This window comes from Variovorax ginsengisoli, assembly GCF_030486595.1.
GTDB lineage: Bacteria > Pseudomonadota > Gammaproteobacteria > Burkholderiales > Burkholderiaceae_C > Variovorax > Variovorax ginsengisoli_B.
In genome coordinates this window covers 224,612-241,886 of sequence record NZ_JAUJZH010000004.1, presented here as the reverse complement: position 1 = coordinate 241,886, position 17,275 = coordinate 224,612, and the positions used below count along the sequence as shown (strand labels likewise).

Below are 17,275 nucleotides of genomic sequence, written 5' to 3'. Positions count from 1 at the left end.
CGCGGCCCTACCTGGTGGCCCAGCCGCCACCCAGGGTCTTGTAGAGCACGACCTGGTTCTGCAGGCGCTGCTGCCGGATCTGGGCGGTCGCGAGCTGCGAGGTGAACAGCGAACGCTGGGCATCCAGCAGGTCGAGCCCACTGGCGACGCCACCGCGATAGCGCATGTCCGACAGCTGGAAGCGGGTTTCCTCGGCCTTGGACTGGGCCACCAGCGCGCGCAGTTCCTCGTCGTAGGTGGCGCGGCCGGCCAGCGCGTCGGCGACCTCGCGGAAAGCCGACTGGATCGACTTCTCGTACTGCGCCACCGCGATCTTCTGTCCGGCGCGGGCCGAGTCCAGGTTGGCCTGGTTGGCGCCGGCGTTGAAGATCGGCAGCGTGATCTGCGGCGCGAAGGCCCAGGCCTTGGTGCCGCTGCTGAACAGGTTGGAGAACTCCGAGCTCGTGGTGCCGATCGAGGTGGTCAGCGTGACCCGCGGGAAGAAGGCGGCGCGCGCGGCACCGATGTTGGCGTTGGCCGCGATCAGCTGCTGCTCGGCGGCACGGATGTCGGGCCGCTCGACCAGCAGGTCGGACGGCAGGCCCGCCGGCACCTCGGGCATCGGCGCCAGCGCCTGCAGTCCCTCGGCGGCGCCGACGATGGTCTCCGGCGGCACCGGGGCACCGAGCAGCAGTGCCAGCGCGTTCTCGTCCTGCAGCCGCAGCCGCTGCTGCTGGGCGTAGGTGGCGCGCGCGGTCTCGGCCTGCGCCTCGGCGAAGCGGTAGTCGATCTCGGAAGCCACGCCGTTGTCGAAGCGCAGCTTGGTCAGCTTGAGCGAGTCGTCGCGCGTGACCATGGTGCGGCGCGTGATCTCGAGCGCCTCGTCGTCGCCGAGCACCGCCAGCCAGCCGTTGGCCACGGAGGCGATCAGGCTGATCTGGGTCGCCTTGCGGGCTTCCTCGGTCGCCAGGTACTGGGCCAGCGCGGCATCCTTCAGGCTCGCCACGCGGCCGAAGAAATCGAGCTCCCAGGCCGTCACGCCCAGGCCCACCGAATAGACGGAGCTCACGCCGTCGCCGACCAGCGACGGACGCTGGCGCGTGCCGCTCGCGCTGGCGTTGAGCGCCGGGTACAGCGCCGCGCGCGTGATCTGGAACTGCGCCCGCGCCTGCTCGATGTTGAGGATCGACACCTGCAGGTCGCGGTTGTTCGTGAGCGCGAGGTGGATCAGCTGCTGCAGCCGCGGGTCGGTGAAGTAGTCCTGCCAGGCCACGGTCGCGGCCGGCGGCTGGCCGGGCGCGGTCGGCGCCGCCGCCGCGTTCGGGAAGGTGGCCGGCACCGGGGCCGCCGGGCGCTCGTAGGTCGGGATCAGCGAGCAGCCCGCCAGCATCAGGGCGGCGGCGCCTGCCAGCGCGGTGGTGATGAATCGCTTAGTCATGTTTTTCTTCCTCGATGCCGGCGGCCTGGGCGTGCCGCTTGTCGGCCTCGTGCTGTCGGGCGCTGCCCTTGAAGAATCCGCGCACCACCACGAAGAACACCGGCACGAAGAACACCGCGAGGGTGGTGCCGGTGATCATGCCGCCGAGCACCCCGGTGCCGATCGCGCGCTGGCTCGCCGAGCCGGCGCCGGTGGCGAAGGCCAGCGGCATCACGCCCAGGCCGAAGGCCAGCGAGGTCATGATGATCGGCCGGAACCGCAGGTGCGCGGCCGCCAGCGCCGATTCGACGACGCCCTTGCCCTGCGCCTGCAGGTCCTTGGCGAACTCGATGATCAGGATCGCGTTCTTCGCCGACAGGCCGATGATGGTGATCAGCCCGACCTGGAAGTACACGTCGTTGGAGTAGGCCCGCAGCATCGTCGCCAGCAGCACGCCCAGCACGCCCAGCGGCACCACCAGGATCACCGCCAGCGGGATCGACCAGCTCTCGTAGAGCGCCGCGAGGCACAGGAACACCGCCAGGATCGCGAAGCCGTACAGGATGATGGCCTGCGAGCCGGCGAGCTTTTCTTCCCGCGACTGGCCGGTCCATTCGTAGCCGAAGCCGGGCGGCAGCTGGGCGGCAAGCCGCTCCATCTCGGCCATCGCAGCGCCGGTGCTGTAGCCCGGCGCCGCGTCGGCGCTGATGCGCATCGCGGGATAGCCGTTGTAGCGCACGGTCTGCTGCGCGCCGGTGATCCAGCGCGTGGTCGCGAAGGCCGACAGCGGCACCGGCTTGCCCTGCGCATTGGCCGCGTTCAGCTTGAGCAGGTCCTCGGGCTGCATCCGAGCCGGGGCGTCGGCCTGCACCACCACGCGCTGCAGGCGGCTCTGGTTCGGGAAGTCGTTGACATAGCTCGAGCCGAGGGCGGTCGACAGCGTCGCGTTGATCGCATCGAAGGTCACGCCCAGCGCATTGGCCTTGTCGCGGTCGATGTCGATCTGCAGCTGCGGTGCGTCCTCGAGGCCGTCGGGCCGGGTCTGCGTCAGGATCTTGCTCTGCGACGCCATGCCCAGCAGCTGGTTGCGGGCGTTGACCAACGCCTCGTGACCCGCGCCGGAGCGGTCCTGCAGGCGGAAGGTCACGCCGCTGGCATTGCCCAGTTCGGGGATCGGCGGCGGGCTCAGCGGGTAGATGAAGGCATCGCGGACGCCCGACAGCGCACCGAAGGCACGGCCTGCCAGGGCCGAAGCGGATTCGCCCTCGCCCTTGCGTTCCTTCCAGTCCTTGAGCGTCACGAAGGCGAGGCCGGCGTTCTGGCCCTGGCCCGAGAAGCTGAAGCCCATCACGCCCACCATGCTCTGCACTTCGGGCTGCTTGAGGATGAAGCCCTCGACCTGCTTCATGACGTCGAGCGTGCGCTCCTGGGTCGCGCCCGGCGGCAGCTGCACGTTGACGATGATGTTGCCCTGGTCTTCCTGCGGCAGGAAGGAGGTCGGCACCCGCAGGTAGGCGATCACCACGACGCCGATGATGGCCGCGTAGATCACCAGGTAGCGCAAGGCGCGGCGCAGGATGCGCGCCACCAGGCCTTCGTAGCCCTTGGCGGTGCGCGAGAAGCCGCGGTTGAACCAGCCGAAGAAGCCGGTCTTCTCGTGGTGGTGGCCGGCTTCGACCGGCTTCAGCAAGGTCGCGCAGAGCGCCGGCGTGAGCGACAGCGCCATGAAGGCCGAGAAGCCGATCGACGCCACCATCACGGCCGAGAACTGGCGGTAGATGTTGCCGGTCGAACCGGCGAAGAAGGCCAGCGGCACGAACACCGAGATCAGCACCACGGTGACGCCGATGATGGCGCCCGAGATCTGCTTCATCGCCTTGCGCGTGGCCTCCAGCGGCGGCAGCCCTTCCTCGCTCATGATGCGCTCGACGTTCTCGACCACCACGATGGCGTCGTCCACCACGATGCCGATCACCAGCACCATGCCGAACATCGTCAGCACGTTGATCGAGAAACCCAGCGCCAGCAGCACGCCGAAGGTGCCCAGCAGCGCGATCGGCACCACGATGGTCGGGATGATGGTGTAGCGCCAGTTCTGCAGGAACAGGAACATCACCAGGAACACCAGCACCACGGCCTCGACCAGCGTCTCGGCCACCTGCGAGATCGAGATCTTGACGAAGCGCGAGCTGTCGTACGGGATCTCCCACTTCACGCCCTGCGGGAAGAAGCGCGAAAGCTCCTCCATCTTGGCGCGCACCAGCCTGGCCGACTCGAGCGCGTTGCCGCTGGGCGCCAGCTGGACGCCGATACCGACCGCCGGTTCGCCGTTCAGGCGCGCCGAGGTCGAATAGGCCTGGCCGCCGAGCTCGATGCGGGCGACGTCGCGCAGCCGCACGGCCGAGCCGTCGGTGTTGGCGCGCAGCACGATGTTGCGGAACTGCTCGACATTGGTGAGCTGGCCGTTGACCACCACCGTGGCCGCGATCGCCTGGCCGGCCACGTTCGGCAGGTCACCGATGGTGCCCGAGGCCACTTGCGCGTTCTGCCCCTTGATGGCGTTGGTGACGTCGCTCGACGACAGGTTGAAGCCCTGCAGCTTTGCCGGGTCGATCCAGACCCGCATCGCCCGCTCGGTGCCGAACAGCTGCGCCTGGCCGATGCCCTTGACGCGCTGCAGTTCGGGCACGACGTTGCGCGAGGCATAGTCGCCCAGTGCGATCGGGTCGAAGGCCGGGTTGTCGGAGGAAAGAATCGTGAACAGCAGGAAGTTGGAGCGCGACTTGTCGACCCGCACCCCCTGCTGCGTCACCGCCGCGGGCAGCCGCGGGGTGGCGCGCGAGAGCCGGTTCTGCACGTCCACCTGCGCCAGGTCGGCGTCGGTGCCGGGCGCGAAGCTGATCGTGATGGCGCCGGTGCCGTCGGCCTGCGCCACCGACTCCATGTAGATCATGCCGGGCGAGCCGTTCATCTCGCGCTCGATGACCGACAGCACGCTGTCCTCCAGCGTCTGGGCGGAAGCACCGGGGTAGGCGGCGTTGATGACGATGGCCGGCGGGGCCACCGGCGGGTACTGGGCGATCGGCAACTGCGTGATCGCCACACCGCCCACCACGAGGATGAACAGTGCGATCACCCACGCGAAGATCGGACGGTCGATGAAGAACTTGGCCATGCGGGCGGGCTCCTTACTTCGCGGCCGCAGCCGGGGCGGCCGCAGCGGAAGCAGCCGGCGCCGGGGCGGTGGCGCCCTGCGGCCCGGTCCACGGCACCGCCTTCACGGGCGTGCCGGGCGGCATCATCTGCAGCTTCTGGAAGCCGTCGACCATCACCTGCTCGCCGGCCTTCAGGCCGTCGAGCACCACCCACTGGTTGTTCTGGGCGGCGCTGATCTTCACCGTGCGCTTGCTCAGCTTGCCGTCGGCGCCCACCACTGTGAGGGTGTCGCCCTGCTGGGTGCGCGTGACCGCCTGCTGCGGCACCGTGATCGCGTTGGTGGCCTGGGCCTGCTCGATGCGCACGCGCACGTACAGGCCTGGCAGCAGGTCGCCCTTCGGGTTCGGCACCTCGGCGCGCAGCGTGACCTGGCCGGTGGTCTGGTCGACCGTCAGGTCGGAGAACAGCAGCCGGCCCGGGTGCGCGTATTCGGTGCCGTCCTCGAGCGCGATGCGCACGCTGGCGGCCTCGCCGCCGGCGCGCTTGAACTGGCCTTCCTGCAGCGCGCGGCGCAGCCGCAGCACCTCGGTGGCCGACTGCGTGAAGTTCACATACAGCGGGTCGATCTGCTGGATCACGGCCAGAGCCGTGGCGTCGCCCTGGCCCACCAGTGCGCCCTCGGTCACGAGCGAGCGGCCGATGCGGCCCGAGATCGGGGCCGTCACGGTCGCGTAGCCGAGGTTGATCTTGGCGGTCTGCAGCGCGGCGCGGCCGACCGCGATGTCGGCTTCGGCGGTCTTGGCCGCGGCGACCGCGTTCTGGTATTCCTGCTTGCTGACCGCGTTGGCCGCGACCAGCGGCTTGTAGCGCTCGGCCAGGGCCCGGGCCTGTACCGCATTGGCTTCGGCGCGCGCCAGGCTGGCCTCGGCGCTCGCCGCCGCGGCGGCGTAGGGGGCGGGGTCGATGCGGTAGAGCACCTGGCCGGCCTTCACGTCGCTGCCTTCCTGGAACACACGCTGCATCAGGATGCCGGCGGCGCGGGCGCGCACCTCGGCCACCCGGGTGGACTCGAGCCGGCCCGGCAGTTCGGTCACCAGCCCGACGTTGGTCGGGGTCGCGACGACCACGCCCACCTCGGGCGCCGGATGGCCTCCGCCGCCGGCGGCCTTCGGGGCTTCGCCCTTGCCGCAGGCGGTCAGCGCGAGCAGCATGATGGCGGCGGCGGCAATGGTGGCGGGGCGGCGCGGCGAGAACAACGAATGGCGCGAGACATGCAAGTCGGGCATGTGATTCCTTTGAAGGAGGACGGGAGATTGGCGCGACCGCGCGGGTGCCTAGAGCAACGGGGCGATCTTGACTATCGGGGAAAGGGCTCTATCTTACATACATTCATGAATGTATAGTGTGACCTTCCCCAGCCGGTGGATTTTAAGAAGGGAGTCTCTGAACAATGGTCAGACGAACCAAGGAAGAGGCCCAGGAGACGCGCAACCGCCTGCTCGACGCGGCGGAGATCCTGTTCCAGGCCCAGGGCGTGTCGCAGACTTCGCTGCAGCAAATTGCGCACCAGGCCGGCGCGACCCGCGGCGCGATCTATTGGCACTTCAAGGACAAGGCGGCGCTCTTCAACGCCATGATGGACCGCGTCACGCTGCCACTCGAGGCCGAGGTGGCCCGGGCCTCCGCCGGCAGCGGCGCCGAGCCCATGGGAGAGGTCGAGCACCAGATGGTCGAGGCGCTGAAGCTCATGACCAGTGACATGCAGGTGCGCCGGGTGTTCGACATCGCCACCCACAAGGTCGAATACACCCACGACATGGAATCGGTGCAGCAGCGCCACCTGTCGGCGCGCAACGGCTGCGTGACCGAATTCGAGAAGGCCATGGTGGCCGACGCCCGCCGCACCCGCAGGCGGCTGCCGATCCCGGCCCCGGCGGCGGCCCAGGGCCTGCATGCGCTGATCAGCGGGCTGATCCAGAACTGGCTGCTGGACCCGTCCGCTTTCGACCTCGTGGCGACGGGGCGCCAAGCCTTCCGGGTGTACCTCGCGGGCCTCGGATTCACCCCGGACGTGCCGGGCGCCGTCCGATAGGCGATAATAGAGAGCTTCCGATGTTTCGGAAGCCCCTCTCGCTGTATTTCAACGGATAGAATTCGGCCCTCCGAAGGCTGAGATCCAGGTTCGATTCCTGGCGGCGGGACCAAATTTGAGGCCGGAAGCATCCCAATTGCTTCCGGCCTTTTCACATCTGCAGCCCTGATCGATGCGGTGCTTCTCCATGGTGCAGGGCAATCCGCTATCGTGCGGTACATGTCTTCCTCCGAGTTCCCTGCGCCTGGCACCGTCGGCCGCCCGACGCTCGACGTCGCGGTCGTGATGCGCCGCGAGCGCCTGCACGGCCCGTCGAGCCACTGGCAGCCCTGGCGCTGGACGCTCGACAGCGTGATCCCCGACGCGCCAGGCTTCGGCGCCGGGCCCCGGCTGCTGCACGACGACGACGGCGCGCAGCGATGGCTCCATCCCGGCTACAAGGTCGAGCTGTTCCGCGACGAAGCCGAGGGCTACCACCTGAACGCGACCACCCCGGCGCCCTGCTGGTTCGTGCTCTGGCGCATGGACGAGGAGGCGACGCTCGCCCCCGAGCCGATTCCGCGCCCGGTCGTCGTGACGCTCAGCTACTACGAGGCCGGCCGCTGGCTTGATGCGCAGGAGACCGTCGAACAGGTGCCGGCCCCGCCCGAGGTGATCGACTGGGTGCGCGACTTCGTGGATGCGCACTACGTGATCGAGCCCAAGCGCCGCCGGCGGCCCGAGAGCTTCCGGCCGCTGGTCGATCGCTTCGGCAACGCGGCCAGCGTGACGACCGAAAAGAAGCGCGGACCGGGAGCCGGCGATGTCTGAGGGATTTCTGGGCCGGTGGTCGCGCCGCAAGCAGGCCGAGCGCGCCGGCCAGGTGCCGGACGAGCAGCCGCCGACAGCGCCGGCGCCACCGCAGGACACCCCGCCTGCGACGCTCGAAGCGAGCACGACGCCTGCCGATCCCGCGCCCGAACCGCCGCCGCTCACCTTGGCGGACGCGCAGGCGCTCACCATCGACTCCGACTTCAGGCCGTTCGTCGGCCGGGAGGTGGCGCCCGAAGTCAAGAACGCCGCCTTCAAGAAGCTGTTCACCGACCCCCACTTCAACGTGATGGACGGCCTGGACACCTACGTCGACGACTATTCCAAGCCGACTCCCCTGCCCGAGAGCGTGCTGCGCCAGATGGCAAGTGCGAAATTTCTGAACCTCTTCGACGAAGAGCCCGAGCAGACATCCCGCGACGATGGATCGCCAGACGTGGCACAGTCGAGCGATCCAGGGGACCTTTCCAGCCAGCCGGTTGCCGATGCGCAATCCGCCAGCCAAGATGCCGATGACCACCACGCTGATCTGCGACTGCAACAAGACGATGCCGCTCGAGCCGAAGACGCTCGGGACGGCCCTGGCTGAGTCACTCCCCCTTCATTCCTCGCTCTGCCGCCGCGAGGCGGCATCGTTCCAGCGAGCCGTCCAATCCGGCGACGACGTGGTGGTCGCCTGCACCCAGGAAAAGCGGCTTTTCGCGGAACTGGCGGCACAGGTCCCGGCGGCCACGTCGCCGATCCGCTTCGTCAACATCCGCGAAACCGGCGGCTGGAGCCGCGACGCCAGGAGCGCGATGCCGAAGATCGCCGCGCTCCTCGCCGCCGCCCGGCTGCCCGAGCCCGATCCGGTCTCGACCGTGCGCTATGTCAGCCAGGGCCGCCTGCTGATCGTCGGTCCGCTGGACGAGGCCGAGAAGGCGGCGGCGCTGGTCGCCGACAGCCTCGACGTGACGATCTTCTCGCAAGGCGCGGGCGCGGCCGGCGGTGCGCAGGAGCGGCGCTGGCCCGTGCTCGCCGGGCGCATCGATTCGCTGGCGGGCTGGCTCGGCGCGTTCCGGCTGCAGTGGACCCGTGACAACCCGATCGACCTCGATCTCTGCACCCGCTGCAACGCCTGCGTGGCCGCGTGTCCCGAACAGGCCATCGGCCTGGACTACCAGATCGACATGGCCAAGTGCAGCGCGCACCGTGATTGCGAGCGCGCCTGCACCGCGGCCGGTGCGATCCGCTTCGACCGGCCGCCGGAGGCGTTCGACGGCGACTTCGACCTCGTGCTCGATCTCGGCGCTGCGCCCCAGATCGATTGGCATGCGCCGCCGCAGGGTTATTTCCACCTGCCGGGCGGCGTGGCGCATCCCCAGGGCCCGCAGATCCTGCTGCGCCTCCGCGACATGGACGGCGAGTTCGAGAAGCCGAAGTTCTTCGACTACAACCAGAAGCTCTGCGCCCACAGCCGCAACGAGGTGGTCGGCTGCAGCGCCTGCATCGACGTCTGCTCGGCCCACGCGGTGAGCAGCGCCAAGGAACGCCAGCGCATCGTCGTCAATCCCCATCTCTGCGTCGGCTGCGGCGCCTGCACGACCGTGTGCCCGACCGGCGCGCTGGGCTATGCCTATCCGCGCGCGCCCGACCAGGGGCTCAAGCTGCGGACGCTGCTGTCCGCCTACGCAGGCGCGGGCGGACGCGACGCGGTGCTCTTGCTGCACAGCGAGGAGGGCGGCCAGGCGCTGGTGGCGCAACTGGGACGACAGGCGCAGCTCGGCAAGGCGCAGGGCGTGCCGGCGAACGTGATCCCGGTCGGGCTCTTCCACGCGGCAAGCACCGGCATCGACCTGTGGCTGAGCGCCGTGGCGTTCGGCGCGTCGCAGGTGTGCGTGCTCGTCACCGGCGAGGAAGCGCCGCAGTACCGCGCCGCACTCCAGACACAGGCGGCGCTTGCCCAGTCGCTGCTGCACGGGCTGGGCTACACGGGCACCCACTTCCGCATCGTCGAAGCGGCGTCGGTCGCCGCGCTCGACGGCGCGCTCGGCGCACTGCGCGACACCCGGCCGCAGGTGCCCGACAAGGTCGCCCGGTTCGCGGTCGGCGGCGACAAGCGCAGCACGCTCGAACTCGCGCTCGATCACCTGACGGAGGCCGCGCCGGCGCTGAGGGCGCAGCCCGACACGCCGATCGCCATCCCGTTGCCGCCAGGCGCGCCCTTCGGCACCGTCGCAGTCGACAAGGACAAGTGCACCTTGTGCCTGGCCTGCGTCGGCGCCTGCCCGGCGGGCGCACTCCAGGACAACCAGAACGCGCCGCAGCTTCGCTTCATCGAGAAGAACTGCGTCCAGTGCGGGCTGTGCGAAACGACCTGTCCCGAGCGCGCGATCTCGCTGGTGCCGCGGCTCCTGGTGGCGCCCGAGCGCAAGCAGCCGGTGGTGCTCAACGAGGCCAGGCCCTGGTCGTGCATCCGCTGCGCGAAGCCCTTCGGCACCCAGAAGGCCATCGAAGCGATGCTCGGCAAGCTGGCCGGCCATGCCATGTTCCAGGGCGAGGCCCTGGAACGGCTCAAGATGTGCAGCGACTGCCGGGTGATCGATCTGTACAGCGCGCAGGGCGAAATGAAGATCACTGACCTATGAGCCAAAGCTTCCCCGCCTCCTCGGCACTCGACGAAGAGATCGCCCGCGCGGAACTCTACGGACTGCTGGCGCGCCTCTGGTACGCCGCACCCGACGCGGAACTGCTCGAGGCCGTCCAGGTCGCACCGACCGAAGCGCCGGCCGCGGGCGCATTCCTGGAGGAGCCGTGGCGCACCTTGGTGGGCGCGTCACGCAACACCGACGCGGCGGCGCTTCGCAGCGAATACGACGCGCTCTTCGGCGGGATCGGCAAGCCGGAGGTCTATCTTTTCGGCTCGCACTACCTGAGCGGATTCCTCAACGACAAGCCGCTGGTGCACCTGCGCCGAGATCTCGAGCGGATCGGCCTCGCGCGCGACGAATCGATGCCCGAGACCGAGGACCACATCGCCTGTCTCTTCGAGGTCATGCGCTACCTGATCGCCGGAGAAGACATCGAGGTCTCGAATCTCACGGCCCAGCAGGCCTTCTTTTCGACCCATGTGCAGCCATGGCTGCCGGCGATGTGCGACGCAGTGACGCAGCACCCCAAGGCGCGCTTCTACGCCTCCCTGGCCGGCCTGACCTCGGCCTTCGCGGAGGTCGAACGCCAGGGCTTCGACATGCTGGACTGAGATCGAAGGACATTGACGACGACCTATTAGGGTCAGGACTAGTATCCAAACGTACGCAACTGGTTTCATATGTGGGTTCGCCCAGCCACTCCTGGAGTTGACATGCCGGACAGCCAAAACGCCGCCCCTCAGCGGGCGTCGCGCAGGGGATTCTTTTTCGGCGCCGCCACGGTCGGCGCCGCCGCCGCAGCCGTCGCCGCGCTGCCCCAGGTCGCCCCGGCGCCCGCCGCCACGGCGGCGCCCGAGCTCCCGCCACCGCCCGCGAAGGGCGGCGGCTACTCGCTGAGCGAACACGTCAAGCGCTACTACCAGACCACGTCCGCCTGAGAACGAAGGCACCTGCGATGCTATTGACCAAAAAATCGACCGGCGCCCCGCATGGCGGCGCCGCTTCTTCCTCGTCGTCCCTTGTCCACAGCTTGCGGCGCGGCCTCTCGAGCGCGCTGCCGACCATGGACCGGCGCGCCTTCCTGCGCCGATCGGGCCTGGGCGTCGGCGCCGGCCTCGCGGCCGGCCAGCTCACGTTGCTGCGCAAGGCCAATGCCGCCGAAGGCCGGCCGACCGCCGTCGGTGCGGGCAAGGTCGAGGTCCGTCGCACCATCTGCTCGCACTGCTCGGTGGGCTGCGCCTCCGACGCCGTGGTCGAGAACGGCGTCTGGGTCCGCCAGGAACCGGTGTTCGACTCGCCGATCAACCTCGGCGCGCACTGCGCCAAGGGCGCCGCCCTGCGCGAGCACGGCCACGGCGAGTACCGCTTGCGCTATCCGATGAAGCTGGTCAACGGCAAGTACGAGCGCATCAGCTGGGACACGGCGCTCGACGAGATCACCGCCAAGCTCAAGGATCTCTCGAAGGCCAGCGGCCCCGATTCGGTCTACTGGATCGGCTCCAGCAAGCACAGCAACGAGCAGGCCTACCTGCTGCGCAAGTTCGTGAGCTTCTTCGGCAGCAACAACTGCGACCACCAGGCGCGCATCTGCCACTCGACCACCGTCGCGGGCGTGGCGAACACATGGGGCTACGGCGCCATGACCAATTCGTACAACGACATGCGCAATGCCAAGGTGGCGCTGTACATCGGCTCGAATGCGGCCGAGGCCCATCCGGTGAGCATGCTGCACATGCTGCATGCCAAGGAAAACGGCTGCAAGATGATCGTGGTCGACCCGCGCTTCACGCGCACCGCGGCCAAGGCCGACGAGTACGTGCGGATCCGCTCGGGCTCCGACATTCCCTTCCTCTTCGGTGTGCTGCACCACATCTTCAAGAACGGCTGGGAAGACAAGAAGTACATCAACGACCGCGTCTTCGGCATGGACGAGGTGCGCGCGGAGGTCATGGCCAAGTGGACGCCCGACAAGGTCGAGGAGGCTTGCGGCGTCAACGAGGCGCAGGTGCTCAAGGTCGCGACCTGGCTCAACGAGAACCGTCCGGGCACCATCGTCTGGTGCATGGGCCAGACGCAGCACACGATCGGCAACGCGATCGTGCGCGCCTCCTGCATCCTGCAGCTGGCGCTGGGCAATGTCGGCACCGCGGGCGGCGGCACCAACATCTTCCGCGGCCACGACAACGTGCAGGGCGCCACCGACGTCGGCCCGAACCCCGATTCGCTGCCCGGCTACTACGGCCTGGTCGAAGGATCGTGGAAGCACTTCGCCGCCACCTGGGGCGTCGACTTCGACTGGATCAAGAGCCGCTTCGCCTCGCCCGCGATGATGAGCAAGCCCGGCATCACCGTCTCGCGCTGGATCGACGGCGTGCTCGAGAAGAACGAGCTGATCGACCAGGACTCGAACCTGCGCGGCGTCGTCTATTGGGGCCACGCGCCCAACTCGCAGACCCGCGGCCTCGAGATGAAGCGGGCGATGGACAAGCTCGACCTGCTGGTGGTGGTCGATCCGTATCCGTCGGCGACCGCGGCCATGGCCGCCATGCCCGGCCGGGCCGAAGACCTCAATCCCAATCGCGCGGTCTACCTGCTGCCGGCCTGCACCCAGTTCGAGACCAGCGGCTCGGTGACGGCGTCGAACCGCTCGCTCCAGTGGCGCGAGAAGGTGATCGAGCCGCTGTGGGAAAGCCGCAGCGACCACATGATCATGCAGCAGTTCGCCGACCGTCTCGGCTTTGGCAAGGAGCTCAGCAAGAACTACAAGATGCAGCAGGTCAAGGGCATGGACGAGCCCGTGCCCGACGACATCCTGCGCGAGATCAACAAGTGCTGCTGGGCGGTCGGCTACACCGGCCAGAGCCCCGAACGGCTGCAGGCCCACATGCGCAACATGGCCGCCTTCGACGTCCGAACGCTCAAGGCGAAGGGCTCGGTCAAGGACAAGGTCAACGGCTACGACATCGCGGGCGACTACTACGGTCTGCCCTGGCCCTGCTACGGCACGCCCGCGTTGAAGCACCCCGGGTCGCCGAACCTGTACGACACCTCCAAGCACGTCATGGACGGCGGCGGCAACTTCCGCGCCAACTTCGGCGTCGAGCGCAACGGCAAGAACCTGCTGGCCGAAGACGGCTCCCATTCGCTCGGCGCCGCCATCACGACCGGCTACCCAGAGCTCGACCACCTGCTGCTCAAGAAGCTCGGCTGGTGGGACGAGCTCACCGAGGCCGAAAAGGCCAAGGCCGACGGCAAGAACTGGAAGACCGACAGTTCGGGCGGCATGATCCGCGTGTTCATGCAGAACCACGGCTGCCATCCCTTCGGCAACGCGAAGGCGCGCGCCGTGGTGTGGAACTTCCCCGATGCGATCCCGCAGCACCGCGAGCCGCTCTACGGGACCCGGCCGGACCTGGCGGTGAAGTACCCCACGCACGACGACAAGATGGCCTTCTGGCGCCTGCCCACCCTTTACAAGAGCGTTCAGCAGCGCAACATCGCCGACAAGATCGCGGAGAAGTTCCCGTTCATCATGACCTCCGGCCGCCTGGTCGAATACGAGGGCGGCGGCGAGGAGACGCGTTCCAATCCCTGGCTGGCCGAGCTGCAGCAGCAGATGTTCATCGAGATCCATCCGCGGGTGGCGGCCGAGAAGGGCATCCGCAACGGCGAGCGCGCCTGGGTCCACACGCCCACCGGGGCGCGGCTCAACGTGCAGGCCCTGGTGACCGAGCGCGTCGGGCCTGACACGGTCTTCATGCCTTTCCACTTCTCCGGCCACTGGCAGGGGGCCGACATGCTGGCCTACTACCCGGCGGGCGCGCATCCGATCGTGCGCGGCGAAGCGATCAACACCAGCACCACCTACGGGTACGACAGCGTCACGATGATGCAAGAAACCAAGACGACGGTCTGCAACGTCGAGAAGGCATAGAGGACTCAGTATGGCAAGAATGAAGTTCGTCTGCGATTCCGAACGCTGCATCGAATGCAACGGCTGCGTCACGGCCTGCAAGAACGAGAACGAGGTGCCGTGGGGCGTGAACCGCCGCCGCGTCGTGACGCTCAACGACGGCGTGCCCGGCGAGCGCTCGATCTCGGTGGCCTGCATGCATTGCTCCGACGCACCCTGCATGGCGGTCTGCCCGGTCCAGTGCTTCTACCGCACTGAAGAAGGCGTGGTGCTGCACGACAAGGATGTCTGCATCGGCTGCGGCTATTGCTCGTACGCCTGCCCATTCGGCGCGCCGCAGTTTCCGTCGCAGGGCACCTTCGGCGCCCGCGGCAAGATGGACAAGTGCACCTTCTGCGCCGGCGGTCCGGAAGAAAACGGCTCGCAGGCCGAGTTCGAGAAGTACGGCCGCAACCGGCTGGCCGAAGGCAAGCTTCCGGCCTGCGCCGAGATGTGCTCGACCAAGGCCCTGCTGGCGGGCGACGGCGACGTGGTCGCCGACATCTTCCGCACCCGCGTGGTCCATCGCGGCAAGGGCGCCGAAGTGTGGGGCTGGGGCACCGCCTACGGCTCGCAGACGGCCGGCACGCCGACGGCCGGCACGCCGACCAACGGGGTCACGAAATGAGGCGGCTTTCCGCAACGGTGGCGCTGGTCTCGGCGCTGGTGCTGCTGGCGGCCTGCACCGAGAAGCCGCAGACCAACGCCCATGGCGTGCGGCTGGATGCCGCCCCATGGACCGGCACCGGCACCAAGCCCGACACCGGCACGGCGTTTACCGCGAGCGGCTGGCAGATCGGCGACCGGTCGTCCTGGGAGCAGCACCAGAAGACGCGCGCCCAGAACCAGAACGAATACAACCGGATCAACTGAGCCGGAGGTCGCATGAGACAAGCGCTTAACGCCCTGGCGATGGCCGCCGTGCTGGGTTGCAGCATCGCCGCCCATGCCCAGACGCCGGAACCGCCGGCCGCAGCCACCGCGCCGGCAGTCGCCACACCGGCGCCGGCCGCGCCGGTCGCGGGCGGCATCCGCAGCCAGAACATCTTCGACGTCAAGCCGGAAGCCAGCGCCGACCCGAACTACCTCAACCAGACCAATGGCGAACGCCAGCGGGTCCAGCCGGGCAACAACGCGCCGATGTGGCGCCAGGTGAGCGGCGGCGTGACCGGCTTCAGCAGCCTGCCGGCCAGCGAAGCGCCGGAGGCCGGCAACCTGATCCAGGGCTTCGTGAAGTACCCGGGCTCGCTGTACACCAACGCCGGCGAAGCCTGGCGCCAGGTGCGCAACAACTGGATCATTCCCTACGGCGCCGCGCTGCTCTTCGTGACCTTGCTGGCGCTGGCGATCTTCTATTTCACCCGCGGGCCGATAGGGCTGCACGGCCGCGAGACCGGCCGCAAGATCGAGCGCTTCACCCCGTTCGAGCGGGCCACGCACTGGTCGAACGCGGGTGCCTTCGTGGTGCTGGCCATCTCGGGCATCGTGATGGCCTTCGGCAAGTTCTTCCTGCTGCCGGTGCTGGGCGGGGCCTTGTTCGGCTGGCTGGCCTACGTCCTCAAGACCGTGCACAACTTCGTGGGTCCGCTGTTCGTGGTGACGACGATCTTCATGATCTTCACCTTCATTCGCAGCAACTGGCCCAGCAAGGACGACTTGACGTGGCTCAAGCGAGGGGGCGGCCTGTTCGGGGGCAAGGAGCCGCCTTCGCATCGATTCAACGCGGGCGAGAAACTGGTGTTCTGGGGTGGCGTGATGTTTCTTGGCAGCCTGGTCATCGGCTCGGGGCTGTTCCTCGACAAGCTGCTGCCGGGCTTTGTCTACACGCGCGGCGAGATGCAGGTCGCGCACATGATCCACGCGGTCGCGACGCTGTGCATGATGGCGCTGATCATGGGCCACATCTACATCGGCACGCTGGGCATGAAGGGCGCCTACTCCGCCATGCGCGAGGGCTCGGTCGACGAGACCTGGGCCAAGGAACATCACCCGCTCTGGTATGCCGACATCGCGGCCGGCAAGATCCTGGCGCAGCGCAGCGTGCAGGCACGCGAGCATGCGCCAGTCGCCAACGTCCGGGTCGAAGGAAGTCCCTCATGAAGAACGCGCTGAAACTTTGCGGCCTGTCGTTGGCCTTGGCTTTTGCATCCTCTGCGCTGGCCAGGTTGCCCGCACCGCCTGCCACGCCCGAAGCCAAGGCCAAGGCGGCCGAGGCGGCGGCCAGGACCGCCTGGAGCGCCAAGGTCGACAGTTACCAGCTCTGCCAGGCGCAGACGCGGGTCGCGGACCATGTCCGCGAAGGACTGGTCGCCGCGGGCAAGCCGGTGCCGGTCGCCACGCCGACGCCGCCATGCACCGACCCGGGCCCCTTCGCCTTTGCGCCACCGACCGAGGAAGCGAAGCCGATCGAAGCCTCGGGCGCCCATTCGCCCGCAACCACCGCCGCTTCGCCGCCGAGCTCCAACCAGACCTCGGCCGAGACCAATCCCGCCCCCAAGAAGTAAGGCACGCCACGGCCGCCACTGCACTTAAGTGCAAGTGACAGCCGGCCTCGGCCCGCGTATGGTCGCTTCGGCTTCCTTCCACAACGCAGGTCCAACATGAAAAACCTCCAAAGACAGGCATTGCTCGCGGCGTGCGCCGCGTTGACTCTTTGCGCAGGCACCGCCAGCGCTCAGACCGAGGCTCCCCGACGGAGCATCGAGGTCGAGGACGCCCGGGGCGGCTCGGCGGTGCTTTCCGTCACCGGCGAGGTCACCGCCGTGGATGTCGCGAACCGCATCGTCTCGATCAAGGGCCCGAGGGGCAATATCAACGACCTGCGGGTCGACCCGGCGGTGCGCAATCTCGAGCAGGTCAAGGTCGGCGACCGGGTCCGCCTGAGCTACCGCATCGGCGTCGCCGTGGCGCTCGTGAAGGGCGGCGACGGCATTCGCGAGCGGGTCGAGACCGATGCGGCCGCTGTGGCCCAGAAGGGCGCGCGGCCGGGCGGCATCGCCGTCAACCGCACCACCATCGTCGCCAACGTCTTCTCGCTCGATCGCAAGAAGAACATCGTCACGCTGCGAGGCACCAGCGGCCAGCTGGTCGACGTCCACGTGCGCGATCCGAAGGCGCTGCAGGACGTGAAGGTGGGCGACCAAGTGGTGGCCAACATCACCGAATCCGTGGCGCTGCGGGTGACGCCGGCACCGGCGAAGTGAGCCTTCGGGGCGGAGCTTGTCGGGCTGCGTGCGCGC

The 17,275-nt window shown here is 68.5% G+C and carries 15 protein-coding genes and 1 tRNA gene; 13 read left to right on the top strand and 3 right to left on the bottom strand.

The genetic code is table 11. The features are described from left to right. Positions 1 to 7: 7 nt before the first annotated feature. The 3 genes from QZH52_RS08015 to QZH52_RS08005 are packed head-to-tail and all read right to left on the bottom strand — an operon-like array spanning position 8 to position 5,838. A complete protein-coding gene (locus QZH52_RS08015; RefSeq protein WP_301806407.1) occupies positions 8 to 1,417 on the bottom strand; it encodes an efflux transporter outer membrane subunit in 1,410 nt (469 codons plus the stop codon). Continuing rightward, a complete protein-coding gene (locus QZH52_RS08010; protein ID WP_301806406.1) occupies positions 1,410 to 4,571 on the bottom strand; it encodes an efflux RND transporter permease subunit in 3,162 nt (1,053 codons plus the stop codon). The genes QZH52_RS08015 and QZH52_RS08010 overlap by 8 nt, the downstream gene beginning before the upstream one ends. Before the next feature lie 13 nt (positions 4,572 to 4,584). Then, on the bottom strand, positions 4,585 to 5,838 hold the full coding sequence (locus tag QZH52_RS08005; RefSeq protein WP_301806403.1) for an efflux RND transporter periplasmic adaptor subunit: 1,254 nt from the start codon (positions 5,836 to 5,838) through the stop codon (positions 4,585 to 4,587). Between the two features lie 164 nt (positions 5,839 to 6,002). On the opposite strand from QZH52_RS08005, the gene QZH52_RS08000 reads away from it, so the two are divergent. The 13 genes from QZH52_RS08000 (at position 6,003) to QZH52_RS07940 (ending at position 17,239) form a co-directional block, all read left to right on the top strand. Then, complete coding sequence (locus QZH52_RS08000) at positions 6,003 to 6,644, top strand: TetR family transcriptional regulator (RefSeq protein ID WP_301806400.1); 642 nt, start codon at positions 6,003 to 6,005, stop codon at positions 6,642 to 6,644. Positions 6,645 to 6,681: 37 nt separating this feature from the next. Then, positions 6,682 to 6,756, top strand: a tRNA-Arg gene (locus QZH52_RS07995). 107 nt (positions 6,757 to 6,863) lie between these two features. Then, positions 6,864 to 7,454: a DUF3305 domain-containing protein gene (locus QZH52_RS07990; protein WP_301806397.1), complete on the top strand. Its 591-nt coding sequence runs from the start codon at positions 6,864 to 6,866 to the stop codon at positions 7,452 to 7,454. Further along, a complete protein-coding gene (locus tag QZH52_RS07985) occupies positions 7,447 to 8,043 on the top strand; it encodes a DUF3306 domain-containing protein (RefSeq protein WP_301806394.1) in 597 nt (198 codons plus the stop codon). Before QZH52_RS07990 ends, QZH52_RS07985 begins: the two co-directional genes overlap by 8 nt. Then, positions 7,967 to 10,081 carry a 4Fe-4S dicluster domain-containing protein gene (locus QZH52_RS07980; protein ID WP_301806391.1) on the top strand — a complete coding sequence of 705 codons (2,115 nt, stop codon included), beginning with the start codon at positions 7,967 to 7,969 and terminating at the stop codon, positions 10,079 to 10,081. Before QZH52_RS07985 ends, QZH52_RS07980 begins: the two co-directional genes overlap by 77 nt. After that, entirely contained in the window at positions 10,078 to 10,695 is a 618-nt protein-coding gene (locus tag QZH52_RS07975; protein ID WP_301806389.1) for a TorD/DmsD family molecular chaperone, read from the top strand. The genes QZH52_RS07980 and QZH52_RS07975 overlap by 4 nt, the downstream gene beginning before the upstream one ends. 102 nt (positions 10,696 to 10,797) lie before the next feature. Then, a complete protein-coding gene (locus tag QZH52_RS07970) occupies positions 10,798 to 11,022 on the top strand; it encodes a formate dehydrogenase (RefSeq protein ID WP_301806386.1) in 225 nt (74 codons plus the stop codon). Positions 11,023 to 11,039: 17 nt separating this feature from the next. After that, positions 11,040 to 14,018, top strand: coding sequence for a formate dehydrogenase subunit alpha (locus tag QZH52_RS07965; protein ID WP_301806383.1), 2,979 nt, complete (start codon positions 11,040 to 11,042; stop codon positions 14,016 to 14,018). 10 nt (positions 14,019 to 14,028) lie between these two features. Further along, positions 14,029 to 14,664 carry a formate dehydrogenase FDH3 subunit beta gene (gene fdh3B / locus QZH52_RS07960; protein WP_301806381.1) on the top strand — a complete coding sequence of 212 codons (636 nt, stop codon included), beginning with the start codon at positions 14,029 to 14,031 and terminating at the stop codon, positions 14,662 to 14,664. After that, positions 14,661 to 14,909 carry a hypothetical protein gene (locus QZH52_RS07955; protein ID WP_301806379.1) on the top strand — a complete coding sequence of 83 codons (249 nt, stop codon included), beginning with the start codon at positions 14,661 to 14,663 and terminating at the stop codon, positions 14,907 to 14,909. Before fdh3B ends, QZH52_RS07955 begins: the two co-directional genes overlap by 4 nt. 12 nt (positions 14,910 to 14,921) lie before the next feature. Further along, positions 14,922 to 16,136 (top strand): formate dehydrogenase subunit gamma, encoded by a 1,215-nt coding sequence (locus QZH52_RS07950; RefSeq protein ID WP_301806377.1) that lies wholly within the window; start codon positions 14,922 to 14,924, stop codon positions 16,134 to 16,136. Continuing rightward, a complete protein-coding gene (locus QZH52_RS07945) occupies positions 16,133 to 16,540 on the top strand; it encodes a hypothetical protein (RefSeq protein ID WP_286534930.1) in 408 nt (135 codons plus the stop codon). Before QZH52_RS07950 ends, QZH52_RS07945 begins: the two co-directional genes overlap by 4 nt. Positions 16,541 to 16,636: 96 nt before the next feature. Beyond that, complete coding sequence (locus QZH52_RS07940; protein ID WP_301806369.1) at positions 16,637 to 17,239, top strand: hypothetical protein; 603 nt, start codon at positions 16,637 to 16,639, stop codon at positions 17,237 to 17,239. Positions 17,240 to 17,275 lie beyond the last annotated feature (36 nt).